This is a genomic window from Acinetobacter sp. (assembly GCF_036659555.1).
Lineage (GTDB): Bacteria > Pseudomonadota > Gammaproteobacteria > Pseudomonadales > Moraxellaceae > Acinetobacter.
In genome coordinates this window covers 36,365-61,438 of sequence record NZ_JAVXCI010000003.1, presented here as the reverse complement: position 1 = coordinate 61,438, position 25,074 = coordinate 36,365, and the positions used below count along the sequence as shown (strand labels likewise).

Sequence of the window (25,074 nt, the reverse complement as noted above, 5' to 3'; positions counted from 1 at the left end):
GTAATCTTCCGACGGCCAAAAACATTAAATCATTGTCAGATAGGCCAAGAGATACACGCATTTCTCGGTCAGATCGTTCAGATTTATGGAAGCGCGCCAAGTTAATTCCGTTATAAACTGTTGTTATTCCCTGTTCAGGCACTGCACCTAAAGCTTCAAAATTTTTAGATGCAGACAGACTTACATTCGTTGTGAGATCGGACAAATGATGCGTCAACCTATAAGCTAACATCCGGCCTTTTCCGCCTTCATTATTACTATGCGCTGTACAGACCAGTTTGGGAATTGGGCAAAAGATTCGTGAAATACGTGCAAAAATATTGGCATGTACCATATGTGCATGCACGACATCTGGTTGAAATTCTTTAAGAAGCTGTTTGTAATTTTTATAAGCAACTTTAGAATTCTTAACAGATTCTAAACCAAGATCAATCAATTCTATTTCACTATTTTCAGGACAAACTATAACTTGCCCTTTTAAATAGGCTATTTTGACTTGATGCCCAAGTTTCGACATTTCATCGGCTAAGCCTGCTACCACTTTTTCAGCACCGCCTCCACCTAGTCCTGTTATTAAATATAAAATATTCAAAATTTACCTACCAAATTAAAATCATTACGATCTTTAAATAGAATAATGCATGATGTTAAAAACACACCAAAAAAACCAGGATTGTTAAAGATGAATACACCTTTTAAATGAAGAAATAACGATATAAAAATTAAAACATAAATATATAATATTTTCCTAACATTATAGGAAATTAAAAAAAATGCCCCCAATAAAAAAATCAAATAGAATAATCCTCCAAAATAGATATTACGAATATAACCAGAGTCACTACCGCCATAGTATTTCTCTGAATTTCCATATAATCCATCACCAAACAATAATGTTAATTCACTTGAAGGCAAAGAGAAAGTTTCTGAGAATTGACTAAAAGACTCTGATTGAGATAAATCATTATCAACAAACATCTCTGATAGCCAATATTTAACATCATCAAATACTGGAAAAAAATTCAAAATAAAAATAAAAATAAATAATGAAAATAATGAAAATAATGAAACCCTTAAATTTAATTTTAAAAAAATATAATATAATATAGCCATTAAATAACAGATCAAAGCCACGCGACCAGAAAATAAACCAGCCAAAGCAATAACAAGCAATTTAAAAAAATTATGATTTTTATCATCAATAATTATTTTTAATACAACTGCAAAAACCAATCCATACAAAGAAGACATTCCAAAATAACCAGAACCTGCTAAGAAAGCATTCCTGTATTCATTATTACCTATTAACTCAACACTATCACCACCATATTGAAATAATGATAATAATGTTTTATATTCAGAAAAAGTTCCAAATACTAAGCATATACAGGCATTAAAAAAGAAAATATTTATTAAATTTTTCTTCAAATCAGAATTATAAAAAACTATCAAATAACACAAAGTTGCCAATAAAATTAATGTAGCTTTACTCATCGTAAGTAGAAAACTTACTTCAGCAATACCATTTAAAAGCACTCTAAAAGCGACATAAGATAGTAGAAAAATATATGAAACCAAAAATAAAAAGAAGAAGTTCAATATCTTATTAGCATTAACAATATATTTACTAGGATTCATCAAAATAATTAAAAAACAAACCAAAAATGTTATTATAGCACTACCAAAACCACCTATTAAATGCAGATCAAAAACCAACAAAAAAAGCAATAAAAATGGTAATAAATTATCAAACCTAACATACCACATAATTATTTTTCTCTATAACAATTCAATTAATAAAAAAACTTAACGTTATTTTTATCACATACTTAAACGAAGCAAAATAATTACTTTTATTCCTGAACTTTCTAAATTTCAGATAATAACTCCATGATTCACCTTTATCTATAGAAATATAATCATTAGCTGAAACTAAATATGCACATGCTAAAGCATCATTATATAAATAATGCGATTTGAACATTTCAATAATTATTGAACGGCTTTCCATCATATTATCAAGTTTTTTAGACGTATTATTTTCATGCCTCCTATATTTAACCAATATATTATCAATATAGTTTAAAGAGAATTTTAGCTCCGTCATCCTCAACCACATATACCAGTCTTCAATTAAAATGTTTTCTGGATAACCACCAGTTTCTTTAACTAAATGTGTTCGAAGTAATTGTGTGGGAGCTGGGAGCTCATGTCTATGTAAAAATATATCTTCAAATTTATATTCTTTGGTATTTTTTTTCCTAAGACCTATAACCACACCATAATTATCAACAATCTGAAATGCTCCAAAAACGCCAGCACACTGAAGATTTAATTCTAAATACTTAACCTGTATTGAAATTTTATTATTTAAAAGCATATCATCCGAAGCAATTACAGAAAAATACTTTCCCTGACACCACTCCAATGCTTCATTCAATGTTGCAGACAAACCTTTATTTGGGCGGGTTCTAAATTCAAAACGAGTAAAACGCTTTTCACATTCAGAAATCATCTGCTGTATTTTTTTTACAGAGCCATCTTTTGACCCATCATCAATAATGATCAACTCAATATTTTCATACGTCTGATCAATAACACTTTGTATGCAGTCTTGCACAAACTGTTCATGGTTATAGCAAGGAATCACCACTGACACTAAAGGCTGCTTATTATTTTCCAAAACTATTCTCTCGGTCTTTTAATACATCAAATACAAAATATCCCATTACACTCCAGTACAATGCATAATTGACTAGATGAGCAATGGAAACCCCTTTAAAACCAAAATATTGTGTGCATAAATAAGTTAAAGCGACAGAACTGCATGCAAAAATAATTTCAGTGCTTATAAACAGCTTTGTCATTGCCTTACCCAGCATCAGGTAAGCTAAAATCCAGCTGCCAATCTTGAGTGAATCGCCAAGCATCTGCCATAAAAACAGCTCTCGCATTGGCAAAAATGCAGTACTAAAAAGCAGCGGGATAATCCAATCCTTTAGCAGATATACTGCAGTACCGCCAAGTGCAGCTAAAGGGAAAATAAATTTATAGCCCAAATAAACTTCTTTCTTTATTTCCTGAATATTTGTCAGCTCAGACAGCCTTGGCAGATAATAGACACCTAATGTTGTAGTGACTAGCATCAGATATGCAGCGCTTAAGCGGATCATTGCCTCCCAATAACCTGCGTACGCAGCATTATATTCGTGAACGAGATACCCGCGGATGACCATTTGGGATAAAGGTATACAAATGGCGCTGACTAAGGCCATTGCAGCGAATGCGGCAATTTTTTTTGCAATTTCAGCATCAATTCTCCCCCATATGTATGAAAAATTGAACCATTCAGATCTGTAACTCAAAAACAAAGTTACAATAAAGTTAAGAGACTGATAGATGCTTAGCGCAACCAGTGCGCCATACAGTCCAAACTTTACCGCAAGCAGTCCCGTGATCACCAAAGAAAATAGGCTGCCGGCAATATTGGCAACAACCAGCTTGAGTATTTCTTTTTTACCGTTCAGGATCGCCAATAAAAGCGCATTTAAATTAAAAAAAATCAGGAATACGGCAAACCATATTAAAACAGAGCCATAATCTTCCGTTTTAAATATCCAAAATGACAGTTGTTGATGAAAAATTAATACCAGAAAAGTGAAAATAAAACTAAAGATTGAAACAATGCTTCCGGCCGTTTTCCAGACAGCTCTTTGCTTCTTTTCATCTTCATGGTATTCGGCAGTATACTTAATAACAGCAGTATTCACCGCACTTCCTGCAAAGGTCGTGATCATCTGAATAAAGTTCTGAAACTGCCCTATTGCAGCATATCCGGCAGGGCCAACATATACCGCTAAAATTTTATTCAATAAAAACATGGTTGCAGTTTTAATTAAAACTGCAATGCCATTTAACGCACTAGTCTTGAGTAAGTTCATTTTAAATCTTGAAACTATTGCACAACTCAATTACGGCTTGTGCTTCATCCAAACTCATTGTTGGGCCAAGCGGCAAGCTAATCACTTCTTCATGAATTTGCTCAGAAATTGAATAGCTTAAGTTATTCCATTCTTTATATGCTTGCTGCCTGTGCGGCGGAATCGGGTAATGGATTAAAGTTTGCACGCCATGATCTGCCAAATATTTTTGCAGCGCTTCTCGATTTTTTGAACGGATTACAAACAAATGCCAAACATGCTGCTTATATTGAGATGCATCAATATCTGACAAAGGCAAAATAATTTCAGGATTTGTAATTTGTGTTAAATATAAATTAGCAATCTTGCGGCGCTGCGCAATTTCGCTGTCTAAATATTTCAGTTTAATATCCAGCATCGCCGCCTGGATTTCATCCAACCGGCTATTCACGCCTGGCACTAAATTTTTATACTTTTCGTGAGAGCCGTAATTCCGAAGCGCCTTCAGCATATTGGCAAGTTCTTCATCATTTGTTGTTACAGCCCCCGCATCCCCTAATGCGCCTAGATTTTTTCCCGGGTAAAAACTGAATCCGGAAGCATTGCCCCAGTTTCCAGCTTTTTTGCCATGGATTTCTGCACTATGAGCCTGAGCTGAATCCTCTAAAACCAATAGATTATGTCTATTGGCAATATCCATAATCTTAGGCATTGCAGCCAATTGTCCATATAAATGAACAGGCAGAATAACTTTCGTTTTGGCGGTTATTGCTTTTTCAATTTTTACAGGATCAATATTGTAAGTTTGAATATCCGGTTCAACTAAAACTGGAATTAAGTTGTTTGCTGTAATCGCCAAAATACTGGCGATATAGGTATTTGATGGAACAATGATTTCATCGCCATCTTTTAACTTTCCTAATTCTTTCCAAGCGCGAAGTGTAAGAATTAATGCGTCTAAACCATTTGCTACCCCAATTGCAAACCGGGTTCCACAATAGTTTGCAAAGTTTTGCTCGAATCGATCAAGCTCTTTTCCGCCAATATACCAACCTGAATCAATCACACGGGTACATACTTTAATTAATTCAGTTCTGTACTGCTTATTAATACTTTGTAAATCTAAAAATGGGATCATTCTTCTATATAACCTTTAATTATTCCTGGATTACCCACCACTATTGCATTCGCAGGGACATCTTTGGTAATCACAGCACCGGCACCAATCAATGCATTTTGCCCAATACGAATTCCAGGTAAAATTGTTGCATTTGCACCAATACTTGCGCCTTTCTCGACTATTGTTTTTGGAAATACATTTGGATACTGTTTTGAACGGGGGGCTTTATCGTTTGTAAAAGCAACACATGGGCCAATAAAGACATTATCTTCTAAAGTGATACCATCCCAAACATATACACCTGATTTTATGGTGACATTATTACCGATAATGACATCATTTTCGATCATAGTATGTGCACAGATATTACAATTTTCACCAATGACTGCTTTCGGTAAAACTACACTAAATTGCCAAACTTTTGTTTTTTGTCCAATGTTGCTAGACATTACATCTGATAAAGGATGTAGAAATGGTTTATTTACGACTTTAATAAACTCTTGATAGTCTCTTATATAGTCATCTTCACTAAAATGCTCGCTTGCTAAAACAAGCAATACACAATCTTCTGAAAAGTCATGCATTTCCCGCCAAGTTAAGCCTTCAATAATCAAGCCTTGAGTCGGTGAAGCTAATACGACTTCTTCTTTATGCTGACCATCATCTAAAATAAAGCGGCAACTACCTTTTAAACAGATTGCCACTTGCTTTAAATTAATATGAGCATGAAAACCGCGAGGCTTATCTGCTGTATTAAAAATATAATATAAGCGCTTCACTTCAAATGGAATGGATTGATTTGATTCAAGCGCAACCAAACCGCCTCTTTCATCCCCAAAACTCGGCAAATCAATTAGTTTAACTAAACTCATGATTCACTTACCAAAGAAATCAAATACTGGCCGTAATCATTCTTACTCATGCTTCGACCAATTTCTAACACTTGTTCTTTAGAAAGCCATCCATTATTCAAAGCAATTTCCTCTAAGCATGCAACTTTATAGCCCTGACGCTTCTCAATTGTTTCTACAAATTGAGCCGCCTCTAATAAACTCGCATGAGTGCCTGTGTCCAGCCATGCAAAACCGCGGCCAAGCAGCTCAACATTTAAATCGCCGCGCTCTAAATACATCTGATTGACTGTGGTAATTTCCAGCTCGCCGCGGTCTGAAGGTTTTACTTCTTTCGCAATTTGAATCACGTCATTGTCATAAAAATACAGCCCCGTTACCGCAAAATGAGACTTTGGCTGTTTCGGTTTTTCTTCCAAGGATACAGCGCGCTTTTGATCATCAAATTCAACCACGCCAAAACGCTCAGGATCTTTCACCTGATAGCCGAATACTGTTGCGCCCTTTTGGCGTGAAACCGCCTGACGCAACATCGGCGTAAAGCCTTGGCCATAGAAAATATTATCGCCCAGCACTAAACAGACATTGCTGCCGCCGATAAACTCTTCGCCGATAATAAAGGCTTGCGCCAAACCGTCCGGACTTGGCTGCACCGCATAGGTCAGTTCGACACCGAATTGCGAGCCGTCTCCCAATAAGCGCTTAAAGCCGTCAATATCTTCAGGCGTGCTGATAATTAAAACTTCACGGATGCCGGCAAGCATTAAGACAGATAAAGGATAATAAACCATCGGTTTATCATATATTGGCAATAACTGCTTAGATACGCCTTTTGTAATGGGATATAAGCGTGTGCCAGAACCGCCTGCTAAAATAATACCCTTTGTATTCATTATATTTTCACACCTAATCTTTCACGCTGATAGCTGCCGTCCTGAACCCGGCGGCACCACTCTAAGTTATTCAAATACCATTCCACAGTTTTACGGATCCCTGTTTCAAATGTTTCTTCAGGCTTCCAGCCTAATTCATAGCCAATTTTTCCAGCATCAATCGCATAACGCAAATCATGCCCAGGGCGGTCTTTTACAAATGCAATCAGCGATTCATATTTCTGCCCATTTGGCTGGGGTTTTAACTCATCCAATATATTACAAATCGTTTTTACAACGTCTATATTCTGCTTTTCATTATGCCCGCCGATATTATAGGTCTCACCTACAGCCCCTTCCGTGACAACTTTATATAAAGCCCGGGCATGGTCTTCCACATATAGCCAGTCACGGATTTGATCGCCTTTGCCGTAAATCGGCAATGCCTTTCCATCCAGCGCATTGAGTATTACGAGAGGAATGAGCTTCTCTGGAAAGTGATAGGGGCCGTAGTTATTTGAACAGTTTGTGACGATTACAGGCAAGCCGTAGGTTCTATGCCAGGCGCGGACTAAATGATCTGAACTGGCCTTGCTGGCTGAATAAGGCGAGCTTGGGGCATACGGCGTGCTTTCTGTAAACAGGTCAGTTGTGCCCTCTAAATCGCCATAGACCTCATCGGTTGAAATATGATGGAAACGGAAATTTGCCTTTTTCTCATCATCCAATTGCAGCCAATATTTACGCGCGGCTTCAAGCAGCGCATAAGTTCCAACAATATTCGTCTGGATAAATGCTGCCGGCCCGTCAATAGACCGGTCGACATGCGACTCGGCTGCCAAATGCATCACAGCATCAGGCTGGAACTCCTGAAAAAGCTTCTCAATTTGCTCCTGATCGCAAATGTCAGTTTGACTGAATTGATACCGCTCATTGTCCGCTGCCAGCGCCAAAGATTCCAAATTCCCAGCATAAGTCAGCTTATCAATATTAAGCACTTGATGCGCCGTATTTTTTATAATATGACGGACAACAGCTGACCCGATAAAACCAGCTCCCCCTGTTACAACAAACTTCATATTTTTCCGCTCTTAATTTAAATGCTTGACCGAAATAAACTTTTTAAATTGTTAATAAGACATAAACTTTAATGCGCATTGGCCATAAAAATTTAGCTGGCATGCGATGCGGAATATATTAACAGATTATATAAAAACTCTTTACTGTAAAAATTAGATAACTTTAACTGCGCTTAATAATATTGCATGCATTTCAAAATAAAATGCTTTAATCCCCCCCAGCATAGCCTTCAACATAAGTTCTTAATATATGAAAAGCGGCGCCGCGGTTATCCCCCGATTCAGACTCTTTCTCCAGCTCAAGAAAAACGCTTGAAATTTCTGAGAAATCATAAGAGCCTTCATAAGACTTTAAAATCCGCTCATGATCTGTTTTTTCAACATTTTCCTGATCAATCAGCAGCTCTTCATAGAGCTTTTCGCCAGGCCGCAAGCCCGTATATTTAATCTCAATATCGCCGCTGCTTTCAGATTGCTCAAAATGGCTGAAGCCGCTCAAGGCAATCATTTGCTTGGCCAAATCTACAATTTTAACCGGCTCCCCCATATCCAGCAGAAACACATCGCCGCCTGTGCCCATCGCGCCCGCCTGAATTACCAGCTGCGCCGCCTCCGGTATGGTCATAAAATAGCGCGTCACTTCCGGGTGCGTTACGGTAACAGGGCCGCCGCCAGCGATCTGCTTTTTAAACAAAGGGATAACTGAGCCGGAGGAACCCAGCACATTGCCAAAGCGGACTATGCTGATTTGGGTTTGCGGTTTTGTTGCAGCTAGCCCTTGGCAATATAACTCCGCCATGCGCTTAGATGCCCCCATGACATTGGTCGGGCGCACGGCTTTATCTGTAGAAATCAATACAAAGGTTTCCACCCCCTGAGCAACAGCGGCGTCTGCACTGCGCGCTGTGCCAATCGAGGTATTGTAAATGCCTTCAAAAGGGTTTGCCTCGACCAGCGGCACATGCTTATAAGCCGCAGCGTGGTATACAGTCTGCACCGCATACTGCTGCAATATGCGTTCTAATTTATTTTGATTGGTCACTGAGCCCAAAACTGGAATAATCTGCACTGCTGAATGCTGCAGCTCTCGGTCAATCGAATACAGCGCAAATTCAGACATTTCATACAGCACCAGCATTTTAGGCTGATGCTTTACAATCTGGCGGCAGAGTTCAGAGCCGATAGACCCCCCGGCCCCTGTCACCATCACGACTTTATTTTCAATATTTTTACGCAGCAGTTCCGGCTTCGGCGGCACAGGATCACGCCCGAGCAGGTCAATAATATCGACTTCTTTAATATCTGAAACACTGACCTGGCCATCCACCAATTGCGTGACGCCCGGCAGCTCCATAATTTTGACTTTAGCGCCTTCAAATGAGCGCAGAATCTCTGTCTTGCGCGGGCGCGTGACCGACGGCATGGCCAGCAGAATTTCATCGGCGCGGTATTTAAGCAGCAGCGGCAGCGCCCGCTTTGGCGGGAAAACTTTTAAGCCGCCCAAGACCCGCCCATGCAGTGATTTTTTGTCATCAATAAAACACACCGGCAAATAGTCATCTGAGCGGTGCAAGGCAGCGGCAATCTGCTGGCCTGCCAAGCCCGCGCCATAAATTGCAACACGCTTGCGGTTCTGCTTTTTATATAAAGTCTGAACGGTTGCAAAGCGGATTAATGCGCGGCTCCACCACATCCACGAAAACAGCAGAAAGCCGTACATCAGCGGAATGCTCATGGGAATAAAGGCCAAGCCGAGTTTCTTCACTGCATACAGCACAACAATCTGCACAAAAGTCGCTGCCGACAAACGCAGCAGATAGTCTTCGTTAAAGGAGCGGACAATCGCGCTGTAAATGCCTGCGATACCGAATACCAATACGCCGGCCGCCGCGACATGCAGATACCAGAAATCCAAGCCTTCCATGACCTGCACATCCGGCTTAGCCAGCCGGATTGCATAAACCAGCCACATCAGGAAAGGCAGCGCGCAGAAATCCATGGCGACCAAAACCAATTGCTTTTGGCGGCGCGGCAGTCCAGCTAAATATCGGATGATGTCTTTCACTAAGGGCTCTAAATCGGCATAAATCAGGAGATTAAACGGCGCATATTATACGCCATTATGGCTTTAAATTTTAGTCATCACCTGCTGAATGGCATCAGCAGCCTTTTGCATGCTGTGTTCAGACAGGGTTGGATGCACCAGGAACATCAGGCTGGTTTCACCCAGCTGCCGGGCATTCCGCAAAGGCTGCGCCGGGCGCCATGCCGTGCCGTCAAAGGCTTTTTCCTGATAGACCTCAGAACATGAGCCGCTGAAACATGGCACACCCAGACTGCTGATTTCCTGCATGATGCGGTCACGCGACCAGCCTGCAGGCAGCGCATCAGCATTAACCTGCACATAGCACTTATAAGCTGCATGCACATAATCCTCAGAAGGCTGATAAACGGCCGCATAGGGCGTATTGTCAAAAGCCTTGTAGATGCGCTGCATGTTTGCATTGCGGCGTTCCGTCCATTCAGCCATTTTCTGCAGCTGCATGCGCCCGATCACCGCCTGCATTTCCATCATGCGCCAGTTGGTTCCAAAAGAATCATGCAGCCAGCGGAAACCCGGCGGGTGCTGCTTCATATACACGCTGTCATAATTTTTCCCGTGGTCTTTATATGACCACATTTTTTTCCACAGCGCTTCATCCCGGGTCGTGACCATGCCGCCTTCGCCGCCCGTGGTCATAATTTTGTCCTGGCAGAATGACCAGGCGCCAATATGGCCGATTGAACCCGCAGGTTTGCCTTTATACCGCGCGCCGTGGGCTTGAGCGCAGTCCTCAATCACATACAGGCCTTTTTCTTCAGCCAGCTGCATGATGGGGTCCATGTCGCACATCCAGCCCGCCAAATGCACGCAGATAATGGCTTTGGTATTCGGCGTGATGGCCGCCTCAATGCTGCGGCGTGAAATATTCTGCGAGTCAAGCTCTACATCGGCAAAGACCGGGTTCGCGCCTGCAGTTACAATTGAACTGGCCGAAGCCAGGAAAGTCCGCGAAGTGACAATCACGTCATCGCCGGCGCCAATCCCCAGCGCCTTCAATGCCAAATCCAGCGCCACAGTCCCGTTCGCCACGGCAACCGCATATTCCGTTCCGGCAAACTGGGCGAATTCCTTTTCAAATTCACGGCATTCCTGGCCTGTCCAATAATTGACTTTATTTGACAATAGAACTTTTGCGACCGCATCCGCTTCAGCTTGCGTGAAACTTGGCCACGGCTCAAATGCACTGTTTAACATTGAATTTCCCTAGCTTTAAAATTTATTTCTGCTCAACAATCCGGGCGGGATTGCCCACCACGACAGCTCCTGCCGGCACACTTCTGGTGACCACGGCGCCCATGCCGACAATTGCGCCGCGCCCAATCACTAAAGGCTGACCCGGCGCGCCCTGCTTAATCATGGCGCCAGCGCCAATATAAGCATGGTCTTCAATATGAATATTGCCGTTGCATTTTACTCCTGGCGCGAAAGTAACGAAATCGCCGATGACACAGTCATGCTCCACATAACTGTATAAATTGGCATGAAAGCATTTTCCGATTTTAATATTGGACGCTATGGTGACAAATGGGCTGAGCGCAGCGCCTGCAGCAATCTGCACCTCATCCATAATCACGCAGTTGTCCGCCTGCACCGACCATAGCTGAATGCCGTCCAGCGCCAGCTGCCGGGCCAGCTTTTCGCGCACACGGCTGTTGGCGACCGCAATCAGCACGGCTTTTTCAGCCGCCGGTTCAGCTTTAAATGCGCTGTAATTCATGGCGCGGCGGCCATTCACTGCGCTTTGCTGGGCAAATGCATCATCAATAAACACGATTTCCGAGGCGTCATGCTCACGCGCCAGCTGCTGGCGCGCCACAGGCATTAAGCTGCGGCCGCAGCCGGAAGCGCCGTAAATGGCGTAGAGCTTAGTCATCCTTATGCTCCGGCGTACCGGCAAATTTCGTCACGGTCACTTCACCTTCGGCGCTAATATCATCTTTAGCCAGCACTTTTTTCACGGTTTTCAGCATAATTTTAAAGTCGAGCCACAGCGACTGATTTTCCACATACCAGCTGTCGAGCTTAAATTTTTCTTCCCATGAGATGGCGTTGCGGCCATTCACTTGGGCATAGCCGGTCATGCCGGGCCGGACATTATGGCGCTTCGCCTGTTCTTCATTGTATAAAGGCAGATATTCCATCAGCAGCGGGCGCGGCCCGACAATGCTCATATCGCCTTTGATCACATTCCACAGTTCCGGCATTTCGTCCAAGCTGGTGGCGCGCAGCATTTTGCCGAATGGCGTTAAGCGCTCGCTGTCAGGAAGGGCATGGCCTTGCGCATCCACGGCATCTTTCATGCTGCGGAACTTAATCATTTCAAAAGGCTTGCCGTTTAATCCCGGGCGCACCTGGCGGAACAGCACGGGAGAGCCCAGGTTTTTCTTCACCTTGTGGGCGACAATAAAATATACAGGAGACAGCAGCGCTAAAGCTGCTGAGGCAATGATGATATCCAAGGCGCGTTTCAGCATCACAGCATTCCCATTTCAGTCATCATGTGTTTATTCACTTGATGCACGTCATATTTATTCAAGGCTATTTCACGAGAACGCTGGCCCATAGCGGCGATCCGTTCCGGATTTTCAATCAAGCGCTGCATGGCCTGCACCAAGTCATCTACAGATTTGACTGCAGTCAAATAGCCATTATCGCCATTTACCACCGTTTCACGGCAGCCCGGGGCATCAGCGGTAATCACCGCGCGGCCCATGGCCATGGCTTCCAGCACTGTACGCGGCGTGCCTTCCCGATATGAGGGCAGCACATAGACCGAACTGGCGGCAATTGCAGGACGGACATCGCTCAGCCTGCCCCAGTAATTCAGGGTTTTATCTGCTGTCCAGCGCTGCAATTCCTGCGCAGATATTGCAGAGGGGTTGTCATCAATCCAGCCGACCAGATGAAATTCCGCCTCAGGATGCTGCGCTTTAATGATTGCGGCGGCCTGGGCATATTCACGCACGCCTTTATCGCCCAGCAGGCGGGCAATCAGCAGAAAGGAGGCTTTTATCTCATTCTGCGCATTGAGCGGCAATGGCATAACTTCAAAATCCTGCACATTCACGCCTGAGCCATTCACCACAACTGCCGGTTTTTGCGCATCCAGCAATTGCATCTCCTGAAACAGCTTTAAGTCATCTGGATTTTGGAAGAAAACTTTTTCAGCATGCTTCAGCGCCTGCGCATAGAGGCCATGCACCATTTTCTGGAACAGGCTGCGCTTGCCGAGTTCGATATTCTGAAAGGCATAGCCGAGCCCGGTAATCAATGCAAAGCGGTGTGGCGTTTTGGCCAGCCATGCCGCCAATGTGCCGTAAATAACCGGCTTAATGGTATAAGACAATACATAGTCCGGCTGTATGCTGGCAATCAGCCGGTACATGGCTTTTAAGGTTTTCAAATCAGAAACCGGGTTGGTGCCCGTCCGCTGCATTGGAATTTCATGCACCTGATAGCCCAGCGCCTGCAGCTGCTTCAGCTCTTCCGGAAACTCCTGCAGGTCAGGCGCCAGAATATGAATAGCAAAACCTTGGCGCTGCACCGCTTCCAGCAGCTTGCCGCGGAAGTTCAAGGCGGACGGCAGAAAGCTGCTGATCATTAAAAACTTCATGCGGGCTGCCTCCACGCTGCTGCATACTGCTGGCTGACCTTTTCAATGCTGAAATCCTGTTCCACCCGCCGGCGGATGAGCTGCTTCAGTTCAAGCTTTTCGGCTGCTGCCAAATTGACATAATCAAGAACGGCTGCTGCCAGCGCCGCGGCATCCCGCGGCGGCACAATCGAACCGAATTCCTGCACAATGTAGCGGGCATCGCCGACATCCGTACTGATGCAAGGCAGCCCTGAGGCCATGGCTTCCACCAGCACATTCGGAAAGCCTTCGGTAATGGAGGTCAGCAAAAAAGCATCAATGGACTGATAAAAAGCCGGCATATCCGAGACCTGGCCCAGCAGCTGCACTTTATCCGCACTCAGCTGATGCTGCCCAAACAGCGCTTTCACTTCGGGGTTTTCCAGGCTCGCGCCCCGCCCTGCAATCTTAAAAATCACCGGCTCATCTTTCAGTTTCGCCATCGCTTCAAATAAATAAGGATAGCCTTTGGCCGCGTGGTAGCGCCCGGCAAAACCAATCACCGCCGGGCTGTTGATTTTAAAATTCGGCTGCAGCTGATCAATAAAAACCCCATTGGCAATCACCTGTGAATTGGCATTGTTCAAGCCGAAGTTCCGGTGCTGTTCTAAAGCTGAATGGGCGCAATAAATAATGCCTGCCGGCTGCGGCGCCAAAACCCTGCTGAGCGCCAAAGCGATTTTGGTGCTGGCCGATTCATCTTTGGGCGAAGCCAGTGAATGATGAATGCCCCAGAATGTCTTCGGCTTATTTTTCAGGCCGATCACGCTCAGGCTGGCTAGAACATTGCCATGATACATCCAGCCCTGAATGACATCAGGCTGAACCGCTTGAATGATTTTCCGCAGCTTTAAAATCGTGCCCACGGTATTCAGGCCATTCCAGCGCAGCGCATAGTGCGCTTCGCAGCGCTGCAGCGCTTCCTGATATGTGCCATTGACATTCATCAGCGCAGCCACATAATGCCGGCAGTCCGGACGGGTCTGGATCAGCCGTGAAAGCATCGTTTCCGCACCGCCTACCGCTGCGAAATTGGTAATAATATGCAAAACTTTCTTCACGGCACAATCTCATTGGGACAGCGTAATCACAGCGCATTATAAAACAAAATCTGCGCTGCCAGCGCGATTGGAATGAATTAATCCAGCAGCTGCTGATAGGCCTGAAAGGCGCGCCTCTGCTGGAATTTCTCCAATAAAGGCTGCACGCTGTTTTGATTTTGCGCCGGCTGCTGCAGCGTATGGGCAATCGCCTGCGCCATTTGCTGCGCATCATTGACCGGCACCAGCATTCCATAAGCGCCGTCCTGCAGAATCTCCCGCGGCCCATGCGGGCAGTCGGTGCTGATCACCGGCGCGCCGCAGGCGATCGCCTCGATCAGCACCGTAGGCAAGCCTTCACTGTCGGAACTCAGCACAAATGCGTCGGCGCGCGCCATCCATGGATAGGGATTTTCGCTGAATCCCATCAGGCAGATATCTTCAGCATATGCGCTGGCTTGCGTCAGCTCTTCCAGCTCACTGCGCTTTTCCCCTTCGCCCAGAATCACCAGGCGGCAGGGCCGGGTCTTGCGCACCTGCAGAAAAGCCTGGATCAGCAAAGGAAAATTTTTCACATCCACCAGACGGCCTGCACCCAGTACCACCGGGATATCCTGCTCAGCCCAAGGATGCTGCAGCGGCTGCGCTTTCAGCAGCTCAATGCCTGCAAAATTGATCGGATTATAAATCGTCACAATTTTTTTCCGCGGCAAAGCAATCTGCTGCGCCAGATCATCTGCAACCCCATTGGACACAGCCACCACATGCTGGGCAAAAGGATACAGCCATTGCATCAGCTTCGGCACCAGGCGCGCCCGGCCTTTTAAATTGCTGCTGGTTGCCCCCAAAGTCCCATGCTCGGTAATAATCAGCTTGGGTTTATGCGAAGGCATCAGCAAAGCAGCCAAAATTGCAAAAATATTAATATAATTCAGCGCAGAAATAACGGCATGCGGCTGCTCCTGACGCAGGTAGCGGTAAAAATGCCAGCCGGCGAAAACCGCCCGCTGCGCTTTCAAATCGACAATCTGGATGCGCGGATCAATATCCTGAATAAACTTGCCTTGAGCATTCACAAAGACAAAATCCACCCTATAGCCCGCTGCAGCAAACTGGTTCGCCAGCGCGATCATCACCCGCTCAGCGCCGCCGCCCTGCGCCCAGCGCATAAAAAATGCCAGCTTTGTTCCTTTCATTCAGTCAGTGCCCCAATTTCAGCCAGATTTTTAGTTTTTCCCTGAATGCTTCAAGAAAGCACAGCGCGCACAGCAGGACTAATCCGCCAAAAGCTGCCAACTGGACTAAATGCAGCGCCTTATTCACCAGCAGCGGCTGCAGCCAGAAGCTTCCCTTATGCAAAAGATAAGAAAAAACAAAGCTGCCCAGCAGAATGCTGAATACCGACCAGGTCCAGCGCAAAGGCTGCTCCAGAAACTTCCGGTTGATCAGAATAGTCCAGCTGAAGAACCACAATGCATGCAGGCTCACCCAGACATACGCCGCGCCGATTCCGCCATAATGCTGCGCAGCATAATACATCGCCGGCAGCATCAGGCTCACCAGAAGGACATTGCCCCAAAAGTGATATTTAATTTGCCCGAAAGCATACTGGATATAATAAGTGAATGCATTCAGCACCAGAAAGGCATTGCCCAGCATATACAGCCGCAGGATATCTGCAACATGCGGGCTGAGCTGAGGATTGCCTGACCACAGCGCAATAATGCTTTCAGCATTCCAGAATACAGTCGCTGCAATCGAGGCTGCCAGCACAGCGACAAATTGGGCGACCTGCCGGTAAGTCCGGTTAAGCTGGCTAATCTGCTGTTCAGCGTGCAGCGCAGTAAGCCGGGGTAAAATCACATTGCTGACGGGAGTCGACACCATATAAATGACGCTCGCCAATAAAACAGCAATGGAGAAATAGCCGTATTCAGTTAAAGGCAAAATGCCGGACAGCAGCATTTTGTCGGACTGCGAGACAAATACCCACAGCATGCTGCTCGCCCCGGAAAACAGCGCGAATTTAATCACTTTTTTCAGATAGCCCGTTTCAGCAGCCTGGTTTTTATCCGATGTGATCTGCGCTGCCTTAAGCAGGCACAGATGCGCAAACAGTAATGCTGCGAATTCCAGCACTGCGACCAGCAATTGGTATTTAAAGAACACTGAAATACTGTACTCAGTGAAATACATGACCGGCAGCACGGCAATAAAGCGCAGCGTATTAATAATGATATTAAAGCTGCTGAGCCAGACAATTTTTTCAAAGCCCTGCAATACCCCCCGGTAAATCCCTCCCAGGCAGCGCAGCCCAATGCTGACAAACATGATCTGCAGGCAGCTGCTTACATCATCCAGCGCTAAAGCAGAAATTTTCAGCCAGGAATAGGCAATCTGCTGCGACAGCAGCAGCAGGACGGCGACAGCAGCCATCGACAGGCCTAAAAAAATCAGGTGGATCGTGCGGTAAACTTTCTGATAGGAGGCAGCCTGCAGCTGCCCGCTTTTGTAGCGCACTGTTTCACGGACCAAAGTCTGGCTTAAGCCGGCGTCCAGCAAATAAAACCAGGACTGCAGCAAGGTGAAAAAAGCAATCAGGCCATAAGCCTCACTGCCCAGGCAGGCCAAATACACCGGCATGACCAGAATGCCGATGAGCCCATTATAAATTTGGCTAAGATAGTTGACAGCAAGATTCAGCTTGAGCGCCACAAAACATTTACCCTAAATGCTTATGGGCGACATACCAGGGCATGGCCCGCTGGATTCCTTCCGCAATCTTGAATTCCGCATCATAGCCCAGATTCTGCTGAATTTTGGCAATGCTGGCTTGCGAATGGCGCACATCGCCAGCGCGGAAATCACGGTAAACCGCGGCCTTGCCGTAGTTCACCCCGTTATCCGCCAGCGCTGCCTGAATGGCGCGGTACAAGTCATTTAATGTGGTGCGGCCGCCGACCGCCACATTGTAGACTTGGTTTTTGGCATTTTCATCAGCCGCCGCCGCCAGAATATTGGCCTGCACGGTGTTGTCAATAAAGCAGAAATCGCGGCTGGTTTCGCCGTCGCCATTGATAAAGACATCGTCACCGGCAATCATGGCGGCCGTCCATTTAGGAATCACCGCGGCATAAGCGCCGTTCGGGTCCTGGCGCCGGCCAAAGACATTGAAATAGCGCAGTCCAATCGCCTTAAAGCCATAGCTGCGGGCAAATACATCGGCATACAGCTCATTCACGTATTTGGTGACCGCATACGGCGACAGCGGATTGCCGATATTTTCTTCCACTTTAGGCAATGCAGGATGATCGCCGTAAGTTGAACTGCTGGCGGCGTAAGTGAAGCTGGAAACCCCGGCATCGCGCGCAGCCGTCAGCATATTTAAAAAACCGCTGATATTGACGCCATTGGTCGTGATCGGGTCTGCAATTGAGCGCGGCACAGAGCCAAGCGCGGCCTGATGCAGAACATAGTCCACGCCAGCGCAGGCCTTTTGACAGTCTTCAAAGCTGCGGATATCGCCTTCATAAAAGCTGAAGTTCTGCCATTGCTCCGCAGAAACCAAGCCCTGCACTTCATCCAGGTTATATTGGTGGCCCGTTGCAAAGTTATCCAAGCCGACCACAGTCTGATTTAACTTCAATAAGGTCTCTAAAAGATTAGAGCCGATAAAGCCGGCAACGCCTGTCACCAGCCATATTTTCGGCGCAGCCTTCAGGCTGGCGCATACCTGCTGATACTGATTCATAAGGGCATGTCCTATTACAGGCGGAGGTCAGATTCAGATTGAGCGAGCACGTATTTCAGGTCATACAGGACGTGGCTGGCTTTGCCGAGCGCGCGGATTTGCTCTGCGCCCATTGCTTTGAATTGCTCATGCGCAACCGCCAAAATCACCGCATCATAGGCGCCTGCACTGAGCGTGCCGGCTAAGCTGATCCCGTATTCATGCTGTGCTTCCTGCGCATCCACCCAAGGGTCATGAACATCAACATTGATATGATACTCTTTCAGTTCATTAATGATGTCAATGATCCGGGTATTGCGGATATCCGGACAGTTTTCTTTAAAGCTTAAGCCCAGAATCAGCACTTTAGCGCCTTCAACCTGAATGCGCTTTTTCAGCATGCCTTTGACCAGCTGAGTCACCACATAGGCCCCCATGCCGTCATTCAGGCGCCGGCCCGCCAAAATAATTTCAGGGTTATAGCCAATCGCTTGCGCTTTATGGGTGAGATAGTACGGATCAACGCCAATGCAGTGGCCGCCGACCAAGCCTGGGCGGAAAGGCAGGAAGTTCCACTTGGTTCCCGCCGCTTTAAGCACTTCTTCAGTATCAATGCCCATCTTATTGAAAATCAGCGCCAGTTCATTAATCAGCGCAATATTGACGTCACGCTGGGTGTTTTCAATGACTTTTGCAGCTTCCGCGACTTTAATGCTTGCGGCCTTATGCGTGCCTGCTTCAATGATTAAGTTATAAACCTGATCGATAAACTCAGCGGCTTCCGGCGTAGAGCCGGAAGTGATTTTTAAAATATTCGTCACACGGTGCAGCTTGTCGCCCGGGTTAATCCGCTCCGGGCTGTAGCCGGCAAAGAAATCCTGATTGAATTTCAAACCTGAAACTCTTTCCAATTCAGGAATGCAGACCTCTTCGGTTGCCCCAGGATATACCGTAGATTCATAAACCACGATATCGCCTTTTTTCAAGACTTGGCCGATACTGGTTGATGCTTTGATTAAAGGGCTTAAATCAGGCTGCTTATATTGGTCAATGGGCGTTGGAACCGTCACAATAAAGAAGCTGCATTTTTTTAAATCTTCTAAATCAGCGGTGTAGCTTAAACCATGCGCTTGTTTTAATTCTTCAGGCGATACCTCTAAGGTATGATCTTGGCCGCTTTTCAATTCATCAATGCGCTTTTGATGAATATCAAAGCCAACAACCGGAACTTGTTTTCCAAACTCTACAGCTAAGGGTAAACCGACATAACCTAGCCCAATAATTGCTATTTTCAGTTCAGAGCGTTGTAACATATAGAAGCCTATGCGAATGATGTCTTATCAATCATCGTGACGTTGTAAATAGCCCTACAATATAGCAGAAATTTGACTTTTTGATTGCGGAATATCAGCAGCCCCTGATTAAAAAAACGGGCAGTGAACAGGGCGGAATCATTAAAAAGCGCTGGCAGGGCTTTTCAGCAAAAAAATAAGCAAATGGCTTTAATAAGCATAAAGGCGCATTTCATATCAGCGCCATTCTCTTGCTTTTAGATCATCTAAAGCGATACGCGCCTTTCCATGCCTGTATGGCCGCGTTGTGCATTATAGGCCCGCGCCTAATGAAGGCTTCCGCAGCAATGAATTGCTTTCAAGCGCGGCTTTCGCCATACTGCCGCCGCCCGGGCGCAATAAGCGCTTATCCGCAGTTGAGGCAAACAGGCCATACCGCAAAAGCGCAGCATTAATTGACGCATCTGCAGCCAAGAGCCCCATGCGGGCTATGAAAGATAGCCTGCCTCCAAACACCCCATGCCGGCATGAATATTTTTTAAAACCGCCCAGCCCAGCAGCGCCGTGATATCTTTCCCTATATTAATCATAATTATTGGTATAAAATTCGACTGCTTTAGATGAATGATTTGGGTAGAATGGCCCGTATTGATGATTCAAATATTTTTATAAATAAAATAGGATTTATTTTCGAGTGAGTTACTACCGTTACAGCATTATGTTGGCATTAAGTTTAGGAATGACAGGCTGCGCCGTTACATCAGGCCTTCAAACTTATGATTTGCCTGATGAGGGTGTTTACCAGACAGACTTAGGCACGCAAGTTAATGTGGTCAAGCTTACTCAGCAAAATCTGCAAGCTGTTCAGCCGGCGCAAATCAATCAGCAAAGCTATGCGCAGCTGTTCAATGCCGGCCATCATAAAAAATACAGCCTCAGCCCGGGCGATATTCTCTCTATTTACTTGTGGGCCTACCCTGAAATCACCCCGCCAGACAATGCCATAAACAATGAGCTGAGTGTGCAATCCAACGGCTATCAGATTGACCAAAGCGGCTATATTCAGTTTCCGATTATCGGGCGCTACAAAGCTGCCGGAAAATCGCTGGCGCAGGTCAATCAGGAGCTGCGCAGCCAGCTGGCGCGCTACTTGAAAACTCCTGACGTAATTGTGCGGGTGCTGTCCTATCAGGGTCAGCGTTTTTCGGTGCAAGGCAATGTGATGAAAGGCGGCCAGTTCGCCTTAAGCGACCAGCCTGTAAGCGTATATGCAGCGCTGGGCATGGCGGGCGGCGTGAATACGCAATCCGGCGACAACACCTCCATTACCTTGGTCCGCCAAGGCCAAACTTATAATTTAAACAGCATCGAACTGGAAAAATCCGGCTATTCGCTGCATAGGCTGCTGATTCAGCCGGATGACACCCTTTATGTCAATTCACGCGAAAATCAGAAAATTTATGTGATGGGCGAATCAGGCAAAAACCAGTCCCTGCCTATGCGCGATCAGGGCATGACTTTAAGCGATGCCCTAGGTGAAAGCTTAGGCTTAGACCCGCTGTCGGCCAGCCGCGGAAAAATTTATGTGGTGCGCAGCAGCCCGAATAACCCGATGACTGAAATTTATCACTTGAATTTAACCAGCATCGGCGACTTCGGCCTGGCCAATCAGTTCAAAATGCGCAGCAATGACATTATCTATGTCGATGCTTCCGGCCTGGCCCGCTGGCAGCGCATTGTCAATCAAATCATTCCGTTTTCCAGCGTCCTCTATCAAATTGATACTTTAGGCCGATAATGCAAATTCAGAATATTTTAGTGGTCTGCATTGGCAATATCTGCAGAAGCCCAATGGCTGAGTATTTTTTAAAGCGGGAATTTCCAGACTTAAAAATCCATTCAGCCGGCATTTCCGGCTTAATTGGCCAGCCCGCCGACAGCAAGGCGCAGCTGTGCATGCAGCGCTTAGATATTGATATGTCAGGGCATATTGCGCGCCGGCTGAATGCGGAGTTAATCAAGCAGGCGGACTTAATTTTAGTCATGAGCCAGAATCAGCAGAAGCATATTGAGCAGGCCTGGCCTTTTGCCAAAGGCAAAGCATTCCGGCTGGGGCACTGGCAGGGCAGAAACATCGCAGACCCTTACCGGCATGAGCAATCCGTATTTGACGAGGCCTGCCAGCTGATTCAGCAGTGCGCTGCCGACTGGAAAAAACATATTTAACTATTTTGAAATCCCATTATGAGCCAAAATACCAATACCGAAGATACAATTGATTTAAAAGAGCTGTTTTTTTCACTGATTGCGCAATGGAAGCTGATTGCGCTCTGCGTCATTTTAAGCCTGGTCTGCGCGCTTCTGTATTTGCGCGCAACGCCGGACACCTATGCAGTCGATGCCTTGGTGCAGGTCGAAGAAAGCAAAGGCGCATCCGCTGCGCTTTTAGGCGATCTTTCCAATATGATCGACCAAAAGCAGCCGGCTCAGGCTGAAATCGAAATTTTAAGATCCCGCCTAGTCTTAGGCAGCGTCATTCAAAGCCTGAATCTGGATCTGAAAATTTCAGGCACGCAAAATTCCTTCGCCGACCGGCTGTTCAGCCCGCACCACTACGCCACAGATTACCAGGCAAAATCAGTTGTGTTTAAAGACGATGCAAAGTCTTTTGAGGTACGCAAATTCGATGTTCCGGCAGCCTACCGCGACAAGCCGCTGGAATTGCAGTTTGACGGCAATAAATTTACTTTAACCGATGCCAGAAACCAGCAGGCCGTGTTCAGCGGCGCCGTCAATGCTGACAACCGGCTGCAGGCGGCGCAGGGGCAGTGGCGCATCGCCATTTATAGCCAGGATCAGCTTAAAGATGCCTATTTGATCCAGAAGCAGTCCTTGCCGGCAGCCGTTGACAGCATACTTGTGCAGTATTCTGTGGCGGAAAAAGGCAAAATGACCGGCATTCTCGGCCTGAATTACCAAGGCCAGGATAAAGCGCATATCACCAAAGTCCTGAACTCAATTTTGGCAGCCTACAGCCAGCAGAATATTGAACGCCGTTCCGCGGAAAGCGCGCAAACCCTGAAGTTTCTGGATGAGCAGCTGCCGGACTTGAGAAAGCAGCTGGATACCGCAGAGCGTGAATTCAACAAATTCCGCCAGCAGTACAATACCGTGGATGTAACCAAAGAGTCTGAGCTGTACCTGACGCAGAGCGTGGCTTGGGAAACCCAGAAAGCTGAATTGGAACAGAAAGTTGCAGAGGCTTCCGCCAAATACACCAGCGAGCATCCGGTGATGCAGCAGATGAATGCGCAGCTGGGCGCCTTGAATAAGAAAATCGGCGAACTGGAAAGCACTCTGAAGCAGCTGCCGGACCTGCAGCGCCGCTACCTGCAGCTGTACCGCGAAGTTGAAGTGAAAACCCAGCTGTATACTGCCCTGCTGAATTCATACCAGCAATTGCGCATCGCCAAAGCCGGAGAAATCGGCAATGTGCGGATTGTCGATCAGGCGGTTGAACCGATTAAGCCGATTAAGCCTAAAAAACTGATTATTCTGATCTTATCAATTTTTGCCGGCGGCTTCCTCGGCACCCTGCTGGCCCTGCTGCGCAATATGATGCGTTCAGGCATTAAAGATTCTTCGCAGATTGAAAATGAACTGGATCTGCCAGTTTACGCAACCGTGCCGCGCTCGCCGGTGCAGGAAAGCCGCATCAGGCTGCTGAAAAAGAAAAAGCATATTCCTGTCCTGGCGGTTAAAAACAGCGATGACATCGCCATTGAAAGCCTGCGCAGCATGCGCACCGCGATTCATTTTGCCCTGAGCGCAGCCAAGAATAATCTGATCATGATTTCAGGCCCTGCGCCGGAAGTCGGCAAGTCCTTTATTTCCACCAACCTGGCAGCCATTTTGGCGCAAAGTGAAAAACGGGTGCTGATTATTGATGCTGATATGCGCCGCGGCTATCTGCATAAATACTTCAACCATGACAACCAGCCGGGCCTGGCCGATTATTTAAACGGCATTCAGGATTTGGACGCGATTATCAAGCCTACTGAAATTGCCGGCCTGAGCGTGATCGCGCGCGGTAAAAGCCCGACTAATCCGTCTGAACTGCTCAGCTCCGCCAAATTCGCAGCCCTGCTGGAACAGCTGGCGCCACTGTATGACCATGTGATTATTGATACGCCGCCGGTGCTCGCAGTGACGGACGGCATTATTATTTCGCAGTATACCGGCGTGAACTTAGTCATTGCGCGCTATGCGAAAACGCAGATGAAAGAGCTGGAGCTGACAGTCAGCCGCTTTGAACAGGTTGGCGTGAAAGTCAACGGCGTCATCCTGAATGATATTCAGCGCAGCACCGGCGGCTATGGCTACGGTTACGGCTACAACTATTCTTACGGCTACAAAGCCTCGAAAGAACAGGACTGACCGCTGCCGCAGGCCGGTATTTTCCGCCGGCCTGCGCCATTTTTTGAAGATAAATGCAGGCAGCATCCGCGCGGCGCGCATTGTATGAAAAATGTTTCATATATTCAGCATTTTATAGAATACTTGGCTGAATATGACTATGATATTTTTCTCAGCTCTAAGGATATTAGAAACCTGCGGCTGGGAAAAGTCTGCTAAAATTTCGGCAACTTTTTTACCTATAAAATAATTGTGGGAAAATTTATGAGTAAGGCCCTACCCATTGCTGTCGCTGTTGTTCTAGGCGGTGCTGCGCTTGTTCCTGTTTATTACTATACAGCTCAAAAGCCCGCTGTGCAGGCCGCCACTTCTACGCAGCCCGCTGCCAACGCCTCGGCGGTCGAGAAAATCAGCTATGCGCTGGGCTATGAAGTCGCGCACCAGACGCCGCCGGAATTGAACATTGACAGTTTCGTGACTGGCGTACGCGCCGGGCATGCGCGCGCCAAGCCGGCCTATACCGAAGAAGAGCTGCAGCAGGCCTATGTGAAGTTCCAGCAGGAAATGCAGCAGAAGCAGCAAGATCAGTCCAAGCAGGCGCAATCCAGCAGCGACTCTTTCCTGACGGAAAATGCCAAAAAACCGGGGGTAAAAACCACGGCTTCAGGCCTGCAGTACAAAATCACTCAGGAAGGCAGCGGCAAGCAGCCGGCAGCCAATTCAATGGTTACCGTGCATTACAAAGGCCAGCTGGTTGACGGCAAAGTCTTTGACAGCTCCATTGACCGCGGCGAGCCGATTGAGTTCCCATTGAACCAAGTCATTCCGGGCTGGACTGAAGGCCTGCAGCTGATGAAGGAAGGTGGCAAAGCCACGCTGTATATTCCGTCACAGCTGGGCTACGGTGAACAGGGCGTTCCTGGCACAATTCCGCCAAACAGCACTTTGATTTTCGATGTTGAACTGATTAAAGTGAAATAACAAAAAATTCAAGGAGAGCGCAGGCTCTCCTTTAT

Annotated in this window: 22 protein-coding genes; 4 read left to right on the top strand and 18 right to left on the bottom strand. The window is 46.4% G+C overall.

Annotated elements, in window-relative coordinates:
* From RSA72_RS01015 to tviB, 18 genes are all read right to left on the bottom strand, one after another.
* The coding region (locus RSA72_RS01015) for a glycosyltransferase (protein ID WP_332632642.1) at positions 1–592 on the bottom strand (592 nt) is incomplete at its 3' end.
* Positions 589–1,767 carry a hypothetical protein gene (locus tag RSA72_RS01010; protein WP_332624092.1) on the bottom strand — a complete coding sequence of 393 codons (1,179 nt, stop codon included), beginning with the start codon at positions 1,765–1,767 and terminating at the stop codon, positions 589–591. The genes RSA72_RS01010 and RSA72_RS01015, both read right to left, overlap by 4 nt.
* 22 nt (positions 1,768–1,789) lie before the next feature.
* Positions 1,790–2,659, bottom strand: a complete 870-nt coding sequence (locus RSA72_RS01005) for a glycosyltransferase (RefSeq protein WP_332624093.1) — start codon at positions 2,657–2,659, stop codon at positions 1,790–1,792.
* Positions 2,660–2,672: 13 nt separating this feature from the next.
* Complete coding sequence (locus tag RSA72_RS01000) at positions 2,673–3,941, bottom strand: O-antigen translocase (RefSeq protein ID WP_332624094.1); 1,269 nt, start codon at positions 3,939–3,941, stop codon at positions 2,673–2,675.
* Position 3,942: 1 nt separating this feature from the next.
* A complete protein-coding gene (locus tag RSA72_RS00995) occupies positions 3,943–5,058 on the bottom strand; it encodes a DegT/DnrJ/EryC1/StrS family aminotransferase (RefSeq protein ID WP_332624095.1) in 1,116 nt (371 codons plus the stop codon).
* Positions 5,055–5,912: a WxcM-like domain-containing protein gene (locus RSA72_RS00990; protein ID WP_332624096.1), complete on the bottom strand. Its 858-nt coding sequence runs from the start codon at positions 5,910–5,912 to the stop codon at positions 5,055–5,057. The genes RSA72_RS00995 and RSA72_RS00990 overlap by 4 nt, the downstream gene beginning before the upstream one ends.
* Complete coding sequence (gene rfbA / locus RSA72_RS00985) at positions 5,909–6,784, bottom strand: glucose-1-phosphate thymidylyltransferase RfbA (RefSeq protein WP_332632639.1); 876 nt, start codon at positions 6,782–6,784, stop codon at positions 5,909–5,911. Before rfbA ends, RSA72_RS00990 begins: the two co-directional genes overlap by 4 nt.
* Positions 6,784–7,842, bottom strand: a complete 1,059-nt coding sequence (rfbB, locus tag RSA72_RS00980; RefSeq protein WP_332621135.1) for a dTDP-glucose 4,6-dehydratase — start codon at positions 7,840–7,842, stop codon at positions 6,784–6,786. The genes rfbA and rfbB overlap by 1 nt, the downstream gene beginning before the upstream one ends.
* Positions 7,843–8,050: 208 nt before the next feature.
* On the bottom strand, positions 8,051–9,907 hold the full coding sequence (locus RSA72_RS00975) for a polysaccharide biosynthesis protein (protein ID WP_332621134.1): 1,857 nt from the start codon (positions 9,905–9,907) through the stop codon (positions 8,051–8,053).
* A 63-nt stretch (positions 9,908–9,970) separates the two neighbouring features.
* Positions 9,971–11,140 carry a DegT/DnrJ/EryC1/StrS family aminotransferase gene (locus RSA72_RS00970; protein ID WP_332621133.1) on the bottom strand — a complete coding sequence of 390 codons (1,170 nt, stop codon included), beginning with the start codon at positions 11,138–11,140 and terminating at the stop codon, positions 9,971–9,973.
* A 22-nt stretch (positions 11,141–11,162) separates the two neighbouring features.
* Complete coding sequence (locus tag RSA72_RS00965) at positions 11,163–11,819, bottom strand: NeuD/PglB/VioB family sugar acetyltransferase (protein WP_332621132.1); 657 nt, start codon at positions 11,817–11,819, stop codon at positions 11,163–11,165.
* A complete protein-coding gene (locus RSA72_RS00960) occupies positions 11,812–12,420 on the bottom strand; it encodes a sugar transferase (RefSeq protein WP_332621136.1) in 609 nt (202 codons plus the stop codon). Before RSA72_RS00960 ends, RSA72_RS00965 begins: the two co-directional genes overlap by 8 nt.
* The gene (locus tag RSA72_RS00955; protein ID WP_332621131.1) at positions 12,420–13,559 is read right to left on the bottom strand and encodes a glycosyltransferase family 4 protein; all 1,140 of its coding nucleotides are present in this window, start codon (positions 13,557–13,559) and stop codon (positions 12,420–12,422) included. The genes RSA72_RS00960 and RSA72_RS00955 overlap by 1 nt, the downstream gene beginning before the upstream one ends.
* Positions 13,556–14,641: a glycosyltransferase gene (locus RSA72_RS00950; protein WP_332621130.1), complete on the bottom strand. Its 1,086-nt coding sequence runs from the start codon at positions 14,639–14,641 to the stop codon at positions 13,556–13,558. Before RSA72_RS00950 ends, RSA72_RS00955 begins: the two co-directional genes overlap by 4 nt.
* Positions 14,642–14,718: 77 nt before the next feature.
* Positions 14,719–15,816 (bottom strand): glycosyltransferase, encoded by a 1,098-nt coding sequence (locus RSA72_RS00945; RefSeq protein WP_332621129.1) that lies wholly within the window; start codon positions 15,814–15,816, stop codon positions 14,719–14,721.
* Positions 15,817–15,820: 4 nt separating this feature from the next.
* On the bottom strand, positions 15,821–17,335 hold the full coding sequence (locus RSA72_RS00940) for a lipopolysaccharide biosynthesis protein (RefSeq protein ID WP_332621127.1): 1,515 nt from the start codon (positions 17,333–17,335) through the stop codon (positions 15,821–15,823).
* 7 nt (positions 17,336–17,342) lie between these two features.
* Entirely contained in the window at positions 17,343–18,371 is a 1,029-nt protein-coding gene (locus RSA72_RS00935; RefSeq protein WP_332621126.1) for an NAD-dependent epimerase/dehydratase family protein, read from the bottom strand.
* A gap of 14 nt (positions 18,372–18,385) precedes the next feature.
* Positions 18,386–19,663, bottom strand: coding sequence for a Vi polysaccharide biosynthesis UDP-N-acetylglucosamine C-6 dehydrogenase TviB (gene tviB, locus RSA72_RS00930; protein ID WP_332621125.1), 1,278 nt, complete (start codon positions 19,661–19,663; stop codon positions 18,386–18,388).
* Positions 19,664–20,360: 697 nt separating this feature from the next.
* On the opposite strand from tviB, the gene RSA72_RS00925 reads away from it, so the two are divergent.
* The 4 genes from RSA72_RS00925 (at position 20,361) to RSA72_RS00910 (ending at position 25,039) form a co-directional block, all read left to right on the top strand.
* On the top strand, positions 20,361–21,440 hold the full coding sequence (locus RSA72_RS00925; protein ID WP_443098265.1) for a polysaccharide biosynthesis/export family protein: 1,080 nt from the start codon (positions 20,361–20,363) through the stop codon (positions 21,438–21,440).
* Positions 21,440–21,868 (top strand): low molecular weight protein-tyrosine-phosphatase, encoded by a 429-nt coding sequence (locus RSA72_RS00920; RefSeq protein ID WP_332621123.1) that lies wholly within the window; start codon positions 21,440–21,442, stop codon positions 21,866–21,868. Before RSA72_RS00925 ends, RSA72_RS00920 begins: the two co-directional genes overlap by 1 nt.
* Positions 21,869–21,886: 18 nt before the next feature.
* On the top strand, positions 21,887–24,079 hold the full coding sequence (locus RSA72_RS00915) for a polysaccharide biosynthesis tyrosine autokinase (protein ID WP_332621122.1): 2,193 nt from the start codon (positions 21,887–21,889) through the stop codon (positions 24,077–24,079).
* A 243-nt stretch (positions 24,080–24,322) separates the two neighbouring features.
* Entirely contained in the window at positions 24,323–25,039 is a 717-nt protein-coding gene (locus RSA72_RS00910; RefSeq protein WP_332621121.1) for an FKBP-type peptidyl-prolyl cis-trans isomerase, read from the top strand.
* Positions 25,040–25,074 lie beyond the last annotated feature (35 nt).